At 60.4% G+C, this 17,381-nt stretch carries 18 protein-coding genes; 4 read left to right on the top strand and 14 right to left on the bottom strand.

Annotation, left to right across the window (positions count from 1 at the left end):
• Positions 1–805: carbohydrate porin (locus ACQUTI_RS23675; protein WP_428923382.1), on the top strand; the 805-nt coding region annotated here is incomplete at its 5' end.
• A 193-nt stretch (positions 806–998) separates the two neighbouring features.
• Here ACQUTI_RS23675 and phnV read toward each other — a convergent pair.
• The 5 genes from phnV to phnR form a co-directional block, all read right to left on the bottom strand.
• Complete coding sequence (gene phnV, locus ACQUTI_RS23670; RefSeq protein ID WP_017900800.1) at positions 999–1,796, bottom strand: 2-aminoethylphosphonate ABC transport system, membrane component PhnV; 798 nt, start codon at positions 1,794–1,796, stop codon at positions 999–1,001.
• Between the two features lie 2 nt (positions 1,797–1,798).
• A complete protein-coding gene (phnU, locus tag ACQUTI_RS23665) occupies positions 1,799–2,659 on the bottom strand; it encodes a 2-aminoethylphosphonate ABC transporter permease subunit (protein WP_064190009.1) in 861 nt (286 codons plus the stop codon).
• Between the two features lie 2 nt (positions 2,660–2,661).
• Positions 2,662–3,771, bottom strand: a complete 1,110-nt coding sequence (gene phnT, locus ACQUTI_RS23660) for a 2-aminoethylphosphonate ABC transport system ATP-binding subunit PhnT (protein ID WP_122543561.1) — start codon at positions 3,769–3,771, stop codon at positions 2,662–2,664.
• A 5-nt stretch (positions 3,772–3,776) separates the two neighbouring features.
• A complete protein-coding gene (gene phnS / locus ACQUTI_RS23655) occupies positions 3,777–4,790 on the bottom strand; it encodes a 2-aminoethylphosphonate ABC transporter substrate-binding protein (protein ID WP_004202233.1) in 1,014 nt (337 codons plus the stop codon).
• Positions 4,791–4,968: 178 nt separating this feature from the next.
• Positions 4,969–5,688, bottom strand: a complete 720-nt coding sequence (phnR, locus tag ACQUTI_RS23650; RefSeq protein WP_004202235.1) for a phosphonate utilization transcriptional regulator PhnR — start codon at positions 5,686–5,688, stop codon at positions 4,969–4,971.
• Between the two features lie 141 nt (positions 5,689–5,829).
• On the opposite strand from phnR, the gene phnW reads away from it, so the two are divergent.
• Both phnW and phnX read left to right on the top strand, forming a co-directional pair.
• The gene (gene phnW / locus ACQUTI_RS23645) at positions 5,830–6,933 is read left to right on the top strand and encodes a 2-aminoethylphosphonate--pyruvate transaminase (RefSeq protein WP_186602654.1); all 1,104 of its coding nucleotides are present in this window, start codon (positions 5,830–5,832) and stop codon (positions 6,931–6,933) included.
• 9 nt (positions 6,934–6,942) lie between these two features.
• Positions 6,943–7,752 (top strand): phosphonoacetaldehyde hydrolase, encoded by an 810-nt coding sequence (phnX, locus tag ACQUTI_RS23640; RefSeq protein ID WP_004202238.1) that lies wholly within the window; start codon positions 6,943–6,945, stop codon positions 7,750–7,752.
• Here phnX and nepI read toward each other — a convergent pair.
• The 9 genes from nepI to ivbL all read right to left on the bottom strand — a co-directional run bounded on the left by nepI (position 7,749) and on the right by ivbL (position 17,062).
• Positions 7,749–8,942 (bottom strand): purine ribonucleoside efflux pump NepI, encoded by a 1,194-nt coding sequence (gene nepI, locus ACQUTI_RS23635; RefSeq protein ID WP_004202240.1) that lies wholly within the window; start codon positions 8,940–8,942, stop codon positions 7,749–7,751. The two genes, phnX and nepI, sit on opposite strands and share 4 nt — an antisense overlap.
• Positions 8,943–9,202: 260 nt before the next feature.
• Positions 9,203–9,655: a DUF1198 domain-containing protein gene (locus ACQUTI_RS23630; RefSeq protein WP_004181583.1), complete on the bottom strand. Its 453-nt coding sequence runs from the start codon at positions 9,653–9,655 to the stop codon at positions 9,203–9,205.
• Positions 9,656–9,791: 136 nt separating this feature from the next.
• The gene (gene uhpT, locus ACQUTI_RS23625) at positions 9,792–11,183 is read right to left on the bottom strand and encodes a hexose-6-phosphate:phosphate antiporter (RefSeq protein WP_004202242.1); all 1,392 of its coding nucleotides are present in this window, start codon (positions 11,181–11,183) and stop codon (positions 9,792–9,794) included.
• Positions 11,184–11,328: 145 nt separating this feature from the next.
• A complete protein-coding gene (locus tag ACQUTI_RS23620; RefSeq protein WP_017899678.1) occupies positions 11,329–12,657 on the bottom strand; it encodes an MFS transporter in 1,329 nt (442 codons plus the stop codon).
• Positions 12,658–12,668: 11 nt separating this feature from the next.
• Positions 12,669–14,150, bottom strand: coding sequence for a signal transduction histidine-protein kinase/phosphatase UhpB (uhpB, locus tag ACQUTI_RS23615; protein WP_025999189.1), 1,482 nt, complete (start codon positions 14,148–14,150; stop codon positions 12,669–12,671).
• A gap of 17 nt (positions 14,151–14,167) precedes the next feature.
• Positions 14,168–14,761: a transcriptional regulator UhpA gene (uhpA, locus tag ACQUTI_RS23610; protein ID WP_032456764.1), complete on the bottom strand. Its 594-nt coding sequence runs from the start codon at positions 14,759–14,761 to the stop codon at positions 14,168–14,170.
• Positions 14,762–14,882: 121 nt separating this feature from the next.
• Entirely contained in the window at positions 14,883–15,170 is a 288-nt protein-coding gene (gene ilvN, locus ACQUTI_RS23605; protein WP_017899675.1) for an acetolactate synthase small subunit, read from the bottom strand.
• A gap of 3 nt (positions 15,171–15,173) precedes the next feature.
• On the bottom strand, positions 15,174–16,862 hold the full coding sequence (gene ilvB / locus ACQUTI_RS23600; protein WP_017899674.1) for an acetolactate synthase large subunit: 1,689 nt from the start codon (positions 16,860–16,862) through the stop codon (positions 15,174–15,176).
• 104 nt (positions 16,863–16,966) lie between these two features.
• Positions 16,967–17,062 carry an ilvB operon leader peptide IvbL gene (ivbL, locus tag ACQUTI_RS23595; protein WP_002923286.1) on the bottom strand — a complete coding sequence of 32 codons (96 nt, stop codon included), beginning with the start codon at positions 17,060–17,062 and terminating at the stop codon, positions 16,967–16,969.
• A gap of 12 nt (positions 17,063–17,074) precedes the next feature.
• On the opposite strand from ivbL, the gene ACQUTI_RS23590 reads away from it, so the two are divergent.
• The gene (locus ACQUTI_RS23590; RefSeq protein ID WP_072096580.1) at positions 17,075–17,242 is read left to right on the top strand and encodes a hypothetical protein; all 168 of its coding nucleotides are present in this window, start codon (positions 17,075–17,077) and stop codon (positions 17,240–17,242) included.
• Positions 17,243–17,381 lie beyond the last annotated feature (139 nt).

Genomic DNA, 17,381 nt, shown 5'->3' with positions numbered 1-17,381 from the left:
GAACCACGACGGCCAGGGCGCCGGGGTGAAGAACTTTGATATCGGCGGCGTGCAGTTCGACGTGGCGGCGGTGTCGCAGGTGAAATCCTGTAGCCCGGAAGTGATGGCCGATGAGACCAACCCGTCGCGCATCACCTGTACCGGCAGCTCCGACACCGGAGACAACGGCCACTACGCGCTAACCACCAAAACCCACAACATCAAGGCCGGGCCGATCGACGTCGAGGTGTACGCCAACTACGGCTTTGACTCGAAGGCGGTGGACAGCGACGCGCGCCTCGAAGCCTGGCAGGGCGGGCTGGTGCTGAGCCACACCAACGACAGCGGGGTGAACAAGGTGATCCTGCGCTACTCCGACAACTCGGATAACAGCGTCTATAACAAAACCGACGACCTGACCACAGTCTACGCCAGCTTCGAGGGCAGCCATAAGTTCACTCAGCAGGCGCAGGTGGAATATCTGCTGGCCTTCCACGACTACGACAACGGCAGGGACAACACCGACAACCGTAAAAACTACGGCGCCATCGTGCGGCCGATGTATTTCTGGAACGACGTGCACTCCACCTGGCTGGAAGCGGGCTACCAGCGCGTGGACTACGACCAGGGCGGGGATAACCACGGCTGGAAGCTGACGCTGTCGCAGAACATCGCCATCGGTATGGGGCCGGAGTTCCGTCCGATGCTGCGCTTCTACGTCACCGGCGGCCAGGTGGACAATGAGCATACCGCGAAGGTGAACGGCACCCAGGACCAGCAGCTGGATTCGCTGAACGTCGGCGGGATGTTTGAGGCGTGGTTCTGATGCGATAGCGTTGTCGAAGGAGCGTTCCCGGCTGGCGCTACGCTTAGCCGGGCTACGACTGGTGCGCTCCATTTATGCCGGATGGCGGCATACATGCCTTATCCGGCCTACAGAAAACCTCCTTCCCCCCAGGCCCGGCAAGCGCAGCGCCGCCGGGCAGTCAGCCCCGTGCCCTGGTGGCGTCATCAATTCTTTATCTCTGGCTTAATCGGCGGGCGATACGCTCCAGCTTCATCATCAACAGCAGCGTGACGCCCACCAGCACGATGGTCAGCGCCGAGCCATCGGCGATATTACCGCGATCGGTCAAGCTGAAAATGGTCACCGGCAGCGTCGTCCAGCCCGGTGGATAGATCATCACCGTCGCCCCTAACTCTCCCATCGACAACGACAGGCTCAGCGCCAGCGCCGAGATCATCCATGGCGTCATCAGCGGCAGCGTCACATGGCGCAGGCGGTACCACGGTGAAGCGCCCAGGCTGGAGGCGACGTTTTCAATATCAGCGGAAATCCGCGCCAGGCCGGTCGTTACGTTGCTGAAGGTAAAGGCCGAGATCAGCACGAAATGCGCCGCCAGGACGATAAAGAAGGTGCCGTTCATCTGCAGCGGCCCCTGGCTGAAGGCCACCAGAATGCCCAGTCCCACGGAAACCGAGGGGATGGCGCTGGGCAGATAAAACATCAGCCCAAGATATTTCTGCAGCTTCGCGCCAGTCTGGCGCAGCGCCAGCGCCGCCCACATCCCGCACAGCAGCGCCAGCAGGCTGGCGCAGAAGCCCACCACCAGGCTGGAAAACAGCGAATCCCACGCCGCCCCGCGAAACGCGTTAACAAAGTGGGCAAAGGTAAAGCCGGTGGGCAGCAGGCCGTTCCATTGTTTACTCAGGCTGGAGAGTAAAATCACCGCCAGCGGCAGCAGGAAAACGCCGGCAAAAAGCGTCACCGCCAGCGCGCCCGCCGCCGCGCGGCCTTTACGCGACCAAATCAACATCGTTAACTCCTTACGCCAGTGCGCACCGCCGCCAGCCGATAGAGCATAAACAGCCCCAGCGACAGCAAAATATTGATCAGCGCAATCATGCAGGCCACGCTGTAATCCGACTCCAGAATCGCCTTGCTGTAGACCATCATCGGCAGGGTATTGACCCCTTTGGCGCCAATAAACAGCACGATACCGAACTCGTTAGTGGTCAATAACAGGCACAGGCTGCCCCCCGCCATCAGCGCCGGCAGCGCCGCCGGGAAGATAACCTGGGTCATCACCCGCAGCGGATGAGCGCCGAGAATACTCGCCGCTTCCAGCTGGCTCTTATCTATCTGCCGCAGTCCCGCCATCAGCGGGCGCATCACCAGCGGCGTAAACACGGTAATCTCCGCCAGAATCACGCCGTTAATCGAATAGAGGAAGTCTACCGGCGGCAGTTCAAAAGCAAACAGCGCCATCAGGGTGCCGTTGAGCAGCCCCGCCGAGCCGTAAATAAAGGTGAACGCGAGAGTGATAAGAAAGGTCGGCAGCGCAATAAAAGTATCAATGACCCGGCCCACCAGTTGGCTGCCGGGGAACGGAATAAACACCAGAATCAGCGCCAGGACGCTGCCGAGCACCAGGCAGCCAAGGGTGGCGAACACCGCAATCTGTAAGGTATTGAGCAGCGCGCCAATAAAGCGCTTAGAGTCGATCACCTGCCAGAAGGTCTCGAGGCTCAGGTTGCCGCTGGCGTCGCGAAGCGCCTGTTCGGCGATCAGCAGCAGCGGATAGAAAAACAGCGTCGCCAGCACCAGCAGCGGCAACGCCAGCCACAGGTAAGGGCGCAGGTTTCGCGCCGGACGCGCAAGCGTGAGGGTTTGCGCCATCATTACACCTCGATCAGAACCGCATCGCCAGGTTCGAAGTAGAGCGCCAGCTTATCCCCCGCGCGCGGCAGTGGATTTACGTGAGTCATGACGATCCGCACCGCTTCGCCCGCGACGTCGCACAGCAGATGCGTCAGATCGCCCTGCCAGTGCACCGACGTCAGGGTGGCGTTGAGGCGATTACTGGTTGCCGATCGCGGCGCCAGGCTCATGTGCTGCGGGCGAATGCATAACAGCTTATTGTTGCCATGCAGGCCGCCCCGGCTGAAGGCGTTAATCAGGCCGCCGCCGCAGCTTACGCTAACCAGCCCCGGCTCGGGGCTGTCTTTCAGCGCCGTCGCCTGCAGGATATTGGCGCGGCCGAGGAATTCGGCGCTAAAGCGGTTCGGCGGATAGTGGTACAGCTCGTGCGTTTCACCGTGGGCGATCAGCGACCCGTCTTTCATAATGCCGATTTTGTCCGCCAGAGTGAGCGCTTCGGTCTGATCGTGGGTAACGTAGAGGATGGTCAGCTCCGGTAGTTCGCGATGCAGGCGGGCAATCTCTTCCACCATGTTATGGCGAATTTGCGCGTCCAGCGCCGACAGTGGTTCATCAAGCAACAGCACCCGAGGACGCACGGCAATCGCGCGGGCTATCGCGACGCGCTGCTGCTGGCCGCCGGAAAGCTGATGCGGATAGCGGGTGGCGTAGTCCGCCATACCAACAATGTTTAAGGCTTCGGTCACCCGCCCGGCGATCAGCGCCCTGGGCTGCTTTTGCGCCCGCAGGCCGAAGGCGACGTTGTCTTCCACCTTCATATGGGGAAACAGCGCGTAGTTCTGCACCACCATCGCCAGCCCGCGCTGGTAAGGCGGCAGGTGGGTGACGTCCGTGTCGCCGATCAGGATCCGCCCGCCAGCCGGTTGCACAAAACCGGCAATCGCCCGCAGCACGGTGGTTTTCCCGGAACCGGAAGGGCCAATCAGCGCCAGCACTTCACCGGGCTCAATGGTCAATGACAGCGGTTTTAAGACCACGTTGCCGTGGTAGGAAACGCGCAGCGAGTCCAGGGTGATCCCGGAGGTCCCCGCCAGCGACGGGGAAGAGATGACGGTCGTTTTCATTAACATCAGGCTTACTCGCTATCGGTCACTTTATGCCAGCGGGCGATATCCGCCGAGAGAGAAACCGCGACGTCGTCCCAGTTGGGTTCCCAGCGCTTCACCCCGTCGAGCGCCGCCTGCGCTGCCTTAAAGTTAGCGTCATCCGGCGCCACGTCGTTGCGCACCGGTAAGCCCCAGGAGCGCGCGCTGACGCTGGATTGCGCCGGTTTATCCAGCAGGAAATTAATCAGCTTCTTGCCGTTTTCGCTGTTCGGTCCGTTCTGCACCAGCCCGATGGTGTAGGGCAGCGCCAGCGCGCTGCGCTCGCCTTTGTCGTCCGCCGGCCAGAAGATTTTGACGTTCGGATTACGCGCCATCTGCGACAGGTTCATCTGCAGATCGCCGTTGGCGACGTACAGCTCGCCTTTGTTGACCAGCGCCGTCAGCTTGCCGGTGGAGGCCGATGGGCCGACGTTATTGGCCTGCAGCTTGCCCAGATACTCGAAGCCGGCATCTTTGCCGCCAAGGCTGTGGAAGGCCTGCAGCATCACCGCGGTGCCGTCCCCCGCCTGGCCCGGCGTGGAGTACTGCAGCTTATTCTTAAAGCGGCTATCCAGCAGATCCTGCCAGCTGGCCGGCGCGGTTTTCAGCAACTGGCCGTTATAGATGAAGGTCAGATAGTTGTTCACCAGCGGCGAATAGCGGTCATTGGCGCCGGGGATCTGCGCGCTGCCCTGTGGGGTAAAGGTGGCCAGCAGCTGCTCTTTCGCGGCGCGCTGGATAAACGGCGGCACCGTGACCAGCACATCGGCCTGCGGATTGGTGCGCTCCTTCGCCAGACGCTCGACGATCGCGCCAGAGCCGCCTTCCACATACTGCACTTTGATGCCCGTCGCTTTGGTGAAGGCGTCGAACTGGCTCTGATACCAGCTGTTATCGCCGTCATGCAGGCCGTCGGCGGAGTAAACCGTGACGACGCCGTCCGCCCAAACCGGGGAGCTGGTCAGCGCGAACAGGGACAGCAGAGCAAGTCGGGAGAGTTTCATCGTGTTAGCCTCATCGCAGTTAGTTGTTCTGGTGTAGACCAGATTTGCGTTCACGCTACCGAGGGTTTATGACAAAACGATGAAAGAAGTGTGTCGAAAGAGTTAAAGCGAAGGGGATACGTCGCCCCCGGTTAACGCTGACGCCACCGGGGATACGGGAAGGGTTAATACAATAAAATCAATGGGTATCGACTTCGATCCGCAGGCTGTCATGCCGCCAGTATTCGATATCGTAATCAAGAATACGCCCGTGCTGATCGTAATTCAGCCTGCGCAGCAGCAGCGCCGGGCGCCCCTCCATCACCCCCAACGCCTCTGCGGCCTGCGGCGGCATGGAGGTGGGATAAAACGACAGATGCATACTGGTATAGATCAGGTCGTAGTGACTCTGATAAATCTCGGTCAGACTGCCATTGAGATCGTGGCGCAGCAGCTCCGGCACCCGGGCCGGCAGGCAGTGGTTTTCGCAATAGCACACCGGACGCCCGTCGGCATAGCGCAGGCGGGTCAGCAGGTAGACCTGATCGAAGGGCTGCAGCGCCAGCGGCGCCATCACATCCAGCGGCACGGCGGTTAAGCGGCCATCAAGCAGCACCGTTTTCGGCTCACGTCCCTGTTCGAGACACAGCTTGTGGAAGTTGGTGTTCTGCGTCGGATCCAGCCACAGACGCTCCGGCGTCACAAACCAGCCGCGGCGATCGGCGCGGTAGATCACGCCGCTGGCCTCCAGCTGCGCCAGGCTCTCGCGCACGGTGATACGGGTCGTGTTGAACAGCGCGCACAGCTCGCGCTCGGAAGGCAATTTATCGCCGCTTTTGAGGGCGCCGTTTTGAATACGCGCCTGCAGCTGCGCCTTAATCATCAGGTATTGCGGCATCTCGCCAGAGGGTGATTTCATGTTTACTCGCTGCCACGTTTGGTGCGCTCATTATACATAGCCAGATGAATTTTTTGTTGCAGCGCCACATTTCCTTTGACCCTGCCCCGGCTTTGTCTCCATGATAAATATAAATCTGGTATAGACCAAATGGTGAGACAAATGACTTCACGGAATTACCTGCTGCTGACTCCCGGCCCGCTAACCACCTCCCGCACGGTGAAAGAGGCGATGTTGTTCGATAGCTGCACCTGGGATGATGATTACAATCTCGGCGTGGTACAGACCATTCGCCAGCAGCTGGTGCAGCTGGCCACCCTGGCCGACGGTTATACGGCGGTGCTGCTGCAGGGCAGCGGCAGTTACGCGGTCGAAGCGGTGCTCGGCAGCGTCATCGGCGAACAGGGCAAAGTGCTGATCGTCAGCAATGGCGCCTATGGCGCGCGTATGATTGAGATGGCGCAGCTGATGGGCATCGCCTTTCATCCTTACGATTGCGGCGAAGTCGCCCGTCCGGACGCGGCGGCGATCGCGCGGATCCTGCAGGATGACCCGATGATCACCCATATCGCGATGGTGCATAGCGAAACCACCACCGGCATGCTCAACCCGATCGAAGAGGTAGCCGCGCTGGCGAAGGAGTATGGCAAACGCTATATCGTCGATGCGATGAGCAGCTTCGGCGGCATTCCGCTGGATATCGCCGCGCTGAATATTGACTATCTGATAAGCTCCGCCAACAAATGCATTCAGGGCGTGCCGGGCTTCGCTTTCGTCATCGCCCGCGAATCGGAGCTGGCCACCTGCAAAGGCCGCTCGCGCTCGCTGTCGCTGGATCTTTACGCCCAGTGGCGCTGTATGGAGGATAACCACTGCAAGTGGCGCTTCACCTCACCGACCCATACCGTGCTGGCCTTCGCTCAGGCGCTGAAAGAACTGGCCCAGGAGGGCGGCGTCAGCGCCCGCCATCAGCGCTACAGCCACAATCAGCGCCGACTGGTCGCCGGAATGCGCGCGCTCGGCTTCCGGACGCTACTTGATGACAGCCTGCACTCGCCGATCATTACCGCCTTTTATTCACCGGACGCGCCGCAGTATCGCTTTCACACCTTCTACCAGAAGCTGAAAGATCAGGGCTTCGTTATCTATCCGGGCAAAGTGTCGCAAAGCGATTGCTTCCGCATCGGCAACATCGGCGAAGTCTACGACGCCGACATCACCGCCCTGCTGGCGGCCATCGACAACGCCATGTACTGGAAACAATAAGGAACCGCCATGAACCGTATCACCGCACTCATCCTCGACTGGGCCGGCACCACCGTGGACTTCGGCTCCTTCGCGCCGACGCAAATTTTCGTCGAGGCCTTCCGCCAGGCCTTCGATATTGAGCTCACCCTTGAAGAGGCCCGCGTGCCGATGGGGCTTGGCAAATGGCAGCACATTGAGGCGCTGGGCAAACTGCCGTCGGTCGATAGCCGCTGGCAGGCGAAATTTGGTCGGCCAATGACGGCTGCTGATATTGATGCGATCTACGCCGCGTTTATGCCGCTGCAAATCGCTAAGGTTGTCGATTTTTCCGCTCCGATCGCCGGCGTGGTCGACACCCTCGCCGCGCTGCGCGCCGACGGACTGAAGATCGGCTCCTGCTCGGGCTATCCGCGTCCGGTGATGGAAAAGCTGGTTCCAGCCGCCGCCGCGCAGGGCTATGCCCCGGACCACTGGGTCGCCACCGATGACCTTGCCGCCGGCGGGCGTCCCGGGCCGTGGATGGCGCTGCAGAACGTAATTGCCCTTGGCATAGACGATGTGGCCCACTGCGTGAAGGTCGATGACGCCGCACCGGGCATCAGCGAAGGGTTACATGCCGGGATGTGGAGCGTCGGCCTGGCGGTGTCCGGTAACGAATTCGGCGCTACCTGGGAGGCGTACCAGGCGATGTCGAAAGAGGAAATCGCCACCCGTCGCGAGCGGGCGGCAGGCAAGCTGTATGCCGCCGGGGCGCATTATGTGGTTGATACCCTGGCGGACCTGCCGGAAGTGATTGCCGACATTAACGCCCGGCTGGCAAAAGGCGAACGGCCTTAAGCGGGTGAATTCACCTTCACTTTGGCCGCCACCAACAGGCCGGTAAACAGCATTAATACCCCTGACAACACCAGCGGCGACAGCAGCCCTAAGTGGTCAAGCGCAATGCCGCCGACCGCGGCGCCGCAGGTGTTGGCCAGCTGGATCACCGCCACCTGAATCGACCCGGCTTTTTCCGCCTGATCGGAGAGTGAACGGGTGATCCACGTTGACCACCCCACCGGGATCAAGGCGAACGCAAAGCCCCAGATAATTGCCACCGTCGAGGCGACGATTTTGCTTTCTCCCCACAGCACCAGCGCCGCCGCGCAGGCGGTCAACACCAGCGGCGCAATCGCCAGCGCCGCTTTCACCGAGCGTTTGAGCAGCACCGAGGAGAGCGACGTGCCGATGAAGCTGGCGATACCAAAGCTCAGCAGCACCAGCGTCAGGCCATCGACATCAAAGCCGGCGAGGGTCATGTAGACCGGGCGAATATAGGTAAAAAAGGCGAACTGTCCGGCAAAGGCCATGAAAATGGCGCACATGCCGGCCATCACCCCCGGCCGCTTCAGCAGGCCAAACATATTTTGCTGCTGAGCCGCCGATTCACCAGGCAGCGACGGCAGCGCTTTCAGCACCCAGAGCGTACACAGTACACCCATCACCGCCGCGCCGTTAAACACGTTGCGCCAGCCGATAAGCCCGCCAAGGAAACTGCCCAACGGGGCGGCGATCACCAGCGCGATGGATACCGCGCCGAAGATAATCGACAACGCTTTCGGCACCACGCGCATCGGCACCAGCCGCATGGTCAGCGAGGCTGACATCGCCCAGAAACCGCCGAGCGCCAGCCCCAGACAGGCGCGTCCCAGCAGCAGCAGGGTGAAGCTATCGGCAAAGGACACCAACAGGCAGGAAAGGGTCAGCAGCAGCGAAAAGAGGATCACCACGTAGCGGCGATCGGTTTTGCCAATGACGGAAGTGATAAACAGGCTGGAAAACATCGCGACGAATGCCGTCGTCGTCACCGACTGCCCGGCCATCCCTTCGGAGATACCTAAATCCAGCGCCATCGGCGTCAGCAGACTGACCGGTAGAAATTCGACGGTAATCAGGCAGGCGACGCAGAAAGCAACCGCGAAGACCGCCGACCAGTTTGGTCGCGCGAGTTCGCGTGCATGGGGTTTGGCTTCATTTGAATAACTCATGAGTGACCTGCGAAGAAAGTGACGGAAAGCTGCGCAGTGTAACATTTTGTTTGTGACGCATTTAACGTTTTCGCAACTCTTCTCGCTTTTCATGAAGTAATACAAAAGCGTAGTCTGTGAATATCGGCCTCGTCATTCTGCCGGATGGCGCTTACGCTTATCCGGCCTACAAGTGACGAGTGCGGAAACCGTAGGCCGGATAAGGCGCAGCCGCCATCCGGCACAAAAAGCGATGAACCCCAGGCCGAATAACTATGAGATCAGTGCAGCCAGTGCACGCCGTCTTCCGGGAGAAACAGGTCGTTATAGCGCTGCTGAAGGTTATGCAAATCGCTCATATCCGGATCCAGCTCGCGCAGAAACCCTTGCGCCAGGCGGATCTGCGCCTCGGTGATCGGCGCCGCTAAACGCGCTTTTTGCATCAGGCGATACCAGTAATGCAGGTTTTTTTCGCTAGCGTCGACAATTGCAACCTGCCAGATCAGCAGCACCTGGGCGGCGTTCTGCAGATGCGCTTCATTCGGCCGTTCAAGGTAACGCAAATACTCATTGCCGGCGGTTTTACCCAGCTGATCGATCATCGATTCCAGCGGGACGGGCGTGATGCCCAGGCGTTCGCTCAGGCGGCGGATCGCGCGGCGTGAATCAGAGGTAAGCACCCGAAATCCCACAACAAATACCACTACCAGGGTGGCCAGTCCTATCCAGATCATGCATCCTCTCATCCAATCGCAGCCTGACTATCATAATGGGAATTTGCCTGCTGTCGACTGTCGGACCTGGCATATTACGCAAGAAATAAAAAAGCCCGGCGCAATGGCCGGGCAAGGTTACCAAATACCTGGTGAATCAGGCAGTCTGCAAAATACGGTTCTTTTTCTCGCGGCGAATTTTACGCTCTTCGAAGATAGCCACGATGGCCATCAGGCAGATACAGCCGATGGCGGCGGCGTCCAGCGCCGCAAAGGTGCCGGCCCAGCCGGTGAGGCCAAAGACCGGGGTGCCGTCGGCGATCATCCCGAGGCCCAGCTTGGCGAAGCTATCGCCGATCAGATAGGCGAAAGTGCCCTTGATCCCATCGGCGGCGCCGATCGCTTTTTTCGGTACGAAGCCAACGGCGGCAACGCCAATCAGCAGCTGCGGGCCAAACACCAGGAAGCCCAGCGCAAACAGCGAAGCCAGATAGACGTACTGATTGCTGGCATGTTGATAAACGCCGAGAGTGGCGATAATCAGCGCCAGCGCGATGCAGGCCACCAGCGCGCGGCGGCCGTTGGCCAGGTCCGACAGCCAGCCCCACAGCAGCGTGCCGACCAGGGCTCCGACCTCAAACAGGGTAAACCCCTGAATCGCCACCTCTTTCGACAGCTTCAGCTCCTGGAAGGCGTACACGGTGGACCATTGATCGATACCGATACGCACCACGTAGAGGAAGATGTTGGAGAAGCACAGCAGCCAGATCACTTTGTTTTTCAGCACGTACTCAACAAAGATCTGCCACTTGGTCATCGCGTTTTCTTCGGTCTCTTTATCCTCTTCGCTGATCGCTTCGCCAAAGAGCTCCTCCGCCGTGCCGAGGCCGTAGGATTCCGGCGAGTCGCTACCGTAGCGCAGGCCAATAAAGCCGACGATCAGCGCAATAATCGACGGGAAGATAAACATGCCGATCACGTGGCCGTCGAACAGATAGTTGGCGCCAAACAGCGCCACGCCCGCCGCGCCGGCGCCGCCGAGGTTGTGAGAGATATTCCAGAAGCCGAGGAAGGTGCCGCGTTTGCGTCGTGGCGTCCATTTGGTGATGGTGGAATAGCTGCACGAGCCGCCGGTGCTCTGGAAGAAGCCGCTTAGCGCATAGAAGGCGATCATCAGGAACAGGCTGGTGGAACCCGCACCCATACTGGCGCTAAAGCCCAGCATGCAGATGGCGGAGAGGATCAGCATAAACGGCAGGAACTGCTTGGTGTTTTTGCCATCGGCATAGTAGGAAACCAGGGTTTTCCCTACGCCGTAGGTAATGGAGAAGCCCAGGCCAATCATCCCCAGCTGGGTCATGCTCAACCCGTAGGTGGAGATCATGTCGTTCTGCGCAATATTAAAGTTCTTGCGGATCAGGTACATGGTCAGGTAGCCAATGAAGACCACCAGATAGGACTGCATGAAAGGTTTGAACCACATTTTGCGCCGCACGTCGAGCGGCAGATCCAGGGTCGGCTTACGAACCTGATTCAGAAAGGCCAGCATGGGTATCTCCTGAGCTGATTTTTTATGCCTGCGTCATAGCCAGGCATTGTAAAAATCAGCGCGCCGTCTGGCCTGAGACGGCGTCCAGGTGAAACCGGGAAAATTTCTTAGTTTTGCCCCATTCGCGGCGAAAGAGTGAGATGCATCACGCTTCACTGGCGGCGCGCGGCGCCTGCGCGTTTAAGAACGGCAGCAGCAGCAGCGCGGAAATGCCGGCGGCAATCGCGATCGCCACGAAGAATCCGGTCCAGTGCCAGATATCCATTACCTGCGCCAGCGGCCAGCCGGAAAGCGACGCGCCAAGATATGCGAACAGGCCGACAAACCCGGTAGCCGCCCCGGCGGCCTCTTTATGCGAACACTCCGCCGCCGCCATGCCGATCAGCATCTGCGGGCCGAAGACAAAGAAACCGGTGGTGAAGAAGCAGGCCGCCTGCATCACGTAGCTGGCGAACGGCATCAGCCACAGGCCGCCAACCGACAGCAAAATGCCGGCGGCGAAGATCAGGTTCATCGGTCCGCGATTGCCGTTAAACAGCTTATCCGAGCCCCACCCCGCCACCAGCGCGCCGATAAATCCGCCCAGCTCGAACATGGTCACCGCCGAGTTAGCGGTCACCAGATCGACGCCAAGCGTCTCCGACATATACAGATTGCCCCAGTCGTTAATCGCCGCCCGCACCACGTACACCAGCACATAGCACAGCGACAGCAGCCAGATATAGGGGTTTGCCAGCACGTATCGGGTGAGGATCTCTTTGCGCGTCAGCCCGGCGCCCTCCTGCTGCTGGGCAATCTCCAGCGCATCGTGACGCCAGTCGCCCACGGCGGGTAGCCCCACCGCCTGCGGACGATCGCGCAGCCGCCAGCACAGATATAATCCGGCGAGGATCGCCAGGCCGCCGGCGATGGTCATCCCCGCGCGCCAGCCGTAATGTAGCGCCGCCGCTCCCACCACCATCGGGATCAGCGCGCCGCCCACGTTATGCGCCGTATTCCACAGCGCCCACCAGCCGCCGCGTTCGGTGCGTGAATACCAGGCCGTCAGCAGCCGGGCGCAGACCGGCGAGCCCCACCCCTGAAAGAAGGCGTTCAGTGCCCACAGCAGGGCGAAGGCCCACAGTGAGGAAGAAAAACCGAACAGAATATTCACCACCCCGGTGGCGATAAGCCCCAACCCCATAAAATAACGGGCATCGGAGCGGTCGCTGACGATACCGGAGAAAAATTTCGACAGTCCGTAGGTGATGTAAAACAGCGTGGCCAGCAGACCGATATCGCTGCGGGTCAGCACGTTGCTGGCGAGAATGTCAGGCACCGCGGCGTTAAAGCTTTTGCGGGTGAAATAGAACAGCGCGTAGCCCAGCCAGATGGTCAACAGGATATGGCGGCGCCAGTAGCGATAACGCGCATCAAGCTCGCGTTTATCGCTAATCGGCGCAGCGTCAGGCGGGGCTTTTAAAAAGGCGAACATCAGCGATCCTCTCAGGCGTAACGCAGCGGTAGATTGACGCACACCCGGGTACCGTGGGTGCAGGAGATCGTCAGCGTGCCCCCCAGGGCGGTCACGCGCTCACGCATGCCGGTCAGACCGAATCCCTGCGCGCTGGATCCCGGCGGCAGGCCGCAGCCGTCATCCTCCAGCACCAGCATCAGACGCTCCTCCTGCTGCCAGCCCTGCAGGGTCACGGCGCTGGCGCTGGCGTGCTTGACGATATTGTTCAGTCCCTCCTGGCAGACGCGGAACAGGGTCACGCGCTGGTTTTCGCTCAGCCCCGCCTCGTTAATCCGCCAGTCGAGATGGCTGACAATGCCGCGGTCCTCCAGCTCCATCTCGCGCATCAGAGAACGTACCGCCTGCTCCAGCGGCAGGTCGTCAAGCTGGCGCGGACGCAGGCGGCCCAGCAGGCGACGCACCGAGTCGTAAACCCCCAGCGAGAGGTGTTCAATCAGCTGGCCGCTCTGGCGAACGCTGGCGTTGTCCGGCGCCAGCCGCTGGACGATCCCCGCCTGGGTGCGTATTGCGGTGATGGTCTGGCCGATATCATCATGGAGCTCGCGCGCGACGTCGCGGCGCACGCTCTCTTCGGTCTCCAGCAGGCGATCCGCCAGACGACGATTACGCGCCAGCTCGTTCTGTAGCGACTGGTTAAGCTCGCGCAATCGCTGGATCCCCGCCCCCAGCAGCAGTCCGGTGAGGCTCTGCGCCAGCAGCGAAAGCAGGAGATCGACGGGGTGATCGTGCCAGGTCTGGCTGGCAATCAGGGCGATAGCGTTCATCAATGTGGCGATCAGCGCGCCCTGCCAGCCGTAGTGCCAGGCGAGGGCGATAATCGGCAGCGCAAGGCAAAACGGGGTAAAGCGGGAGAGCTCAGCGGGCAGCCCAAGCTGCAGCCACAGGCTAATAGTGAATAACAACAGATACCAGATCAGATGCCGCCCGCGCCAGTTTACCGGCTGCGCCACCAGCGACGGCCCCAGGGGCCGCCAGACGGTGCTGGTGAGGTAGTGCCAGAACACCAGACAGGTCGGCGCCAGAGTCAGGCCGCCGGTGAGCGTCAACAGCAGGGCGTTAAGACCCTCGTCCCCCTCCGCCAGCCAGGGCAGCGATTGCAGCAGCGCGGCGGCCATTAACGCCCCGCCCTGACGCAGAAGCGTCAGCCAGTCGCGCTGCTGGCGATACCGCGAGATCAGCGCCACCGGCAGGAGGGTCAGCAGGCTTCCGGTCATCAATATTATCGGGTGCGCCAGCGCCACTTCCTGCGCCAGCCAGAAGATCAGCAGCCACTCGGTTCCCAGCAGCACCGGCCAGTAGCCGCGCGGGCACTGCAGCATCAGCCCCAAACGCAGGCCGAAGGGGAACAGCAGCACCGCCAGATCGGCGCGCTCCACCAGATGCAGGCTGATGCTCCACAGACAAAACCAGGCGGCGGCGAAAATAAAGGCGCAGCCGATCACCGACAGCAGGCGCGGGAGTATGGTCTTCATTGCCAGCTGTCAAACATACGGCGCGCCAGCTCGACGTCATTGTTGACGCCCAGCTTTTCCAGCAGGTTAGCGCGGTGAACGTGGACGGTTTTCGGCGACAGTCCGAGCTCAGCGGCGATCTCTTTCACCGCCATGCCCTCCGCCAGCTTTTCCGCCACCTGACGTTCGCGTTTGGTGAGCGGATCCTGGCGCCCGGCGGCCAGCTTCATGGCGATATCCGGTGTGAGATAGCAGCCGCCCGCCGCCACCGTGCGCACCGCGGCGATAAGTTCGTCCGGGCTGCAGCGTTTCGACAGAAAGCCCCGCGCGCCGGCGTTAAGCGCCTGCTCGACCAGCGCCGGGCTGTCGTGCACCGACAGCATGATGGTCGCCATTCCCTTCGGCAGCTGGCTGAGCAGCGCCAGCCCGGAAATATCCGGCATTGAGATATCGCAGATACAGACCTGAACGCCGCGCCCCGGCAACCCCGCCAGCGCCTCGCGGCCGCTGCCGAATTCGGCGACAACCTGAAAATCAGTTTCCAGCCCCAGCAGCTGAGCAAAGCCGGAGCGGACAATCAAATGATCGTCAATAAGGGCGATGGTGGTCATGATAGGGTCCTGGTGCCTGAGGCGACAAAGCGCTGTGTCCGTAGGCCGGATAAGCGCAGCGCCATCCGGCAAAGGCGCTTACCTTAACCATAAGCACCTTACCGTTCAAGCCTTGCGCGATTTACTCGAAGAACACCGCAATTTTGTTAAACATGGTGGGATCGGACTGGTTACGCGCCACTTTGGTGACATCTTCCAGCTTTTCAATCTGGCTAATCATCTGCCCGAGACGCTGATCGTCGTTCACCAGCAGCCAGATGCGGCTGTGTTCGCTGCCCTGAATCGGTAGACAAAGAATACCTTCGACGTTAAAGGCGCGGCGGGCAAAAAGCCCGCAGACGTGGGTCATGACGCCGGGGTGGTTGCGGACGGTGAGTTCCAGAATGACGTTATCACAGTGTTTTTGCATGGCTTATTCCCCCACCATTTCAGTATTGGCCGCACCCGGCGGTACCATCGGATACACTTTCTGCTGCGCGTCGATGCGCACGTGAATCAGCGCCGGGCCCGGACGAGCGATGATCGCCTGCAGCGCCGCCTGCGGATCGGCTTCGTTATTTAAATCACAGGTTTGCAGGCCAAAACCGGCGGCAATCTGCATAAAGTTAATCATCCCCGGATAAGTGGCGGCAAAAACGCCCTGCTGATAAAACAGGCTCTGCTGCTGATGCACCAGCCCCAGCGCTTCGTTGTTCAGCAGAATAATTTTTACATCCAGTTGATTTTCAGCGGCGGTAGCCATCTCCTGAATATTCATCATCAGGCTGCCGTCGCCGGAGAAGCAGATAACCTTGCGCTGCGGATTCGCCAGCGCCGCGCCGATCGCCGCCGGCAGGCCGAAGCCCATGGTGCCGAGGCCGCCGGAGGTCAGCCACTGGCGCGGACGGTTGAGCGGGTAGGCCTGCGCCGTCCACATCTGGTGCTGGCCAACGTCGGTAGTGATGATCGCTTCATCATCCACGCAGGCGGCCACGGCGTTAATCAGGCCGTAATGGGAAAGCGGGTCGCTTTCCTGCGGGATGGCGCAAGGGAATTCGCGCTGCAAGTCGGCCACCAGCTGGCGCCATTCCTCGCGCGGCTGCGCCTCAATCTGCGGGTTCAGCTGGGCTAAGACTTCCGCCACATCGCCCTGAATCGCCACGTGCGGTTGCTTGATTTTGCCCAGCTCGGCGCGGTCGATATCGACGTGGATAATCTTCGCGTTCGGGCAGAACTGCTCGGTCTTGCCAATCGCCCGGTCATCAAAACGCGCGCCTAAAACAATCAGTAAATCCGCTTCCTGCAGAATGAAGTTGGTGCTGCGCGCGCCGTGCATCCCCAGCATCCCCAGCGACAGCGGGTGCGCCTTCGGCAGCATGCCCAGCGCCATCAGGGTCATGGTGGTCGGCAGATTGGCTTTTTCCGCCAGCTCACGGATCTCCTGCGGCGCGTTAATCACCCCGCCGCCCAGATAGAGCACCGGACGCTTCGCCGCATTGATCATCGCCGCCGCTTCGCGCACGCTTTCGGGGGCGAATGCCGGCGGAGCGGCGCGCTCGCCCGGTTCCGGCAACGTTTCCAGCTCAATGGTCGCCGACTGTACGTCCTTAGGAATGTCTATCCACACCGGCCCGGGACGCCCGGACTGAGCAATACGGAAGGCGTCGCTGATCACCTGCGGCAGCTCAGCGATGTCGCGCACCAGATAGTTATGTTTGGTGATGGGGATAGAGATGCCGTAGGTGTCCACTTCCTGGAAGGCGTCGGTGCCAATCATCGATGCCGGCACCTGGCCGGTGATGCAGACCAATGGAATCGAATCCAGGCGGGCATCGGCGATCGCCGTCACCAGGTTCGTCGCCCCCGGGCCGCTGCAGGCCATACAGACCGCTGGTTTGCCTTCGGTACGCGCCATCCCCTGGGCGATAAAGCCCGCGCCCTGCTCGTGGCGCGCCAGGATGTGGCGGATCTGCGTGCTCTGGCTTAAGGCATCGTAAATAGGCAGGATGGAGCCGCCCGGAATGCCGCTAACCATAGTGATACCCTGGCGTTCCAGTAAATGAACAACCAGCTGCGCGCCGGTAAAGCGCATTGTGTTTGATGTGGTGCCCGAACTTGCCATGCTCCAGTCCTTTTCTTCTGGGCCGACTTTACCGGGGGGCTCGCCAACAAAAAACCCCGCTCGGTTTGCGCCGGCGGGGTTTGGAATTCGTGTTGTTCCGGACCCTACGGCGCATTGCCGACGACGACCACCACAGACACGACGACCACCGCGGCTGGCGCGGTTTTTAGTAGGGTCGAAGCGATCAGGGTTGCGTTCATTAGGGACCTGTTGTGTCGAAAAATAAGCTGAATTTATACAAACACAGGTTTTACGTTTTCACAATGGATTTATTTTCATCCACGAAAATTTGCGCGAAAGATCACAGTTCGGCGCAAAAGGGCAGAAAACAAAAAACCCCGCCGGAGCGAGGTTTTTATCAGTATGGTTACAGGTGGTAGCCGCAAGCACACTGTATTACGTCAACGCCAAAAGTATACGCGATCGCTGCAGTTCGCGCAATTTAAGGTCGCTTTTTCTCTGTCATAGAGTATGGGCGAGAGCAGCGGATTTGTCCAAAAAACACTGTTCATCCATACA

This window comes from Klebsiella sp. 7-CIP_Kleb. (assembly GCF_050378655.1).
GTDB lineage: Bacteria > Pseudomonadota > Gammaproteobacteria > Enterobacterales > Enterobacteriaceae > Klebsiella > Klebsiella quasipneumoniae.
The sequence above is the reverse complement of the archived record's forward strand: the minus strand, read 5'-3'. Positions and strand labels throughout refer to the sequence as shown.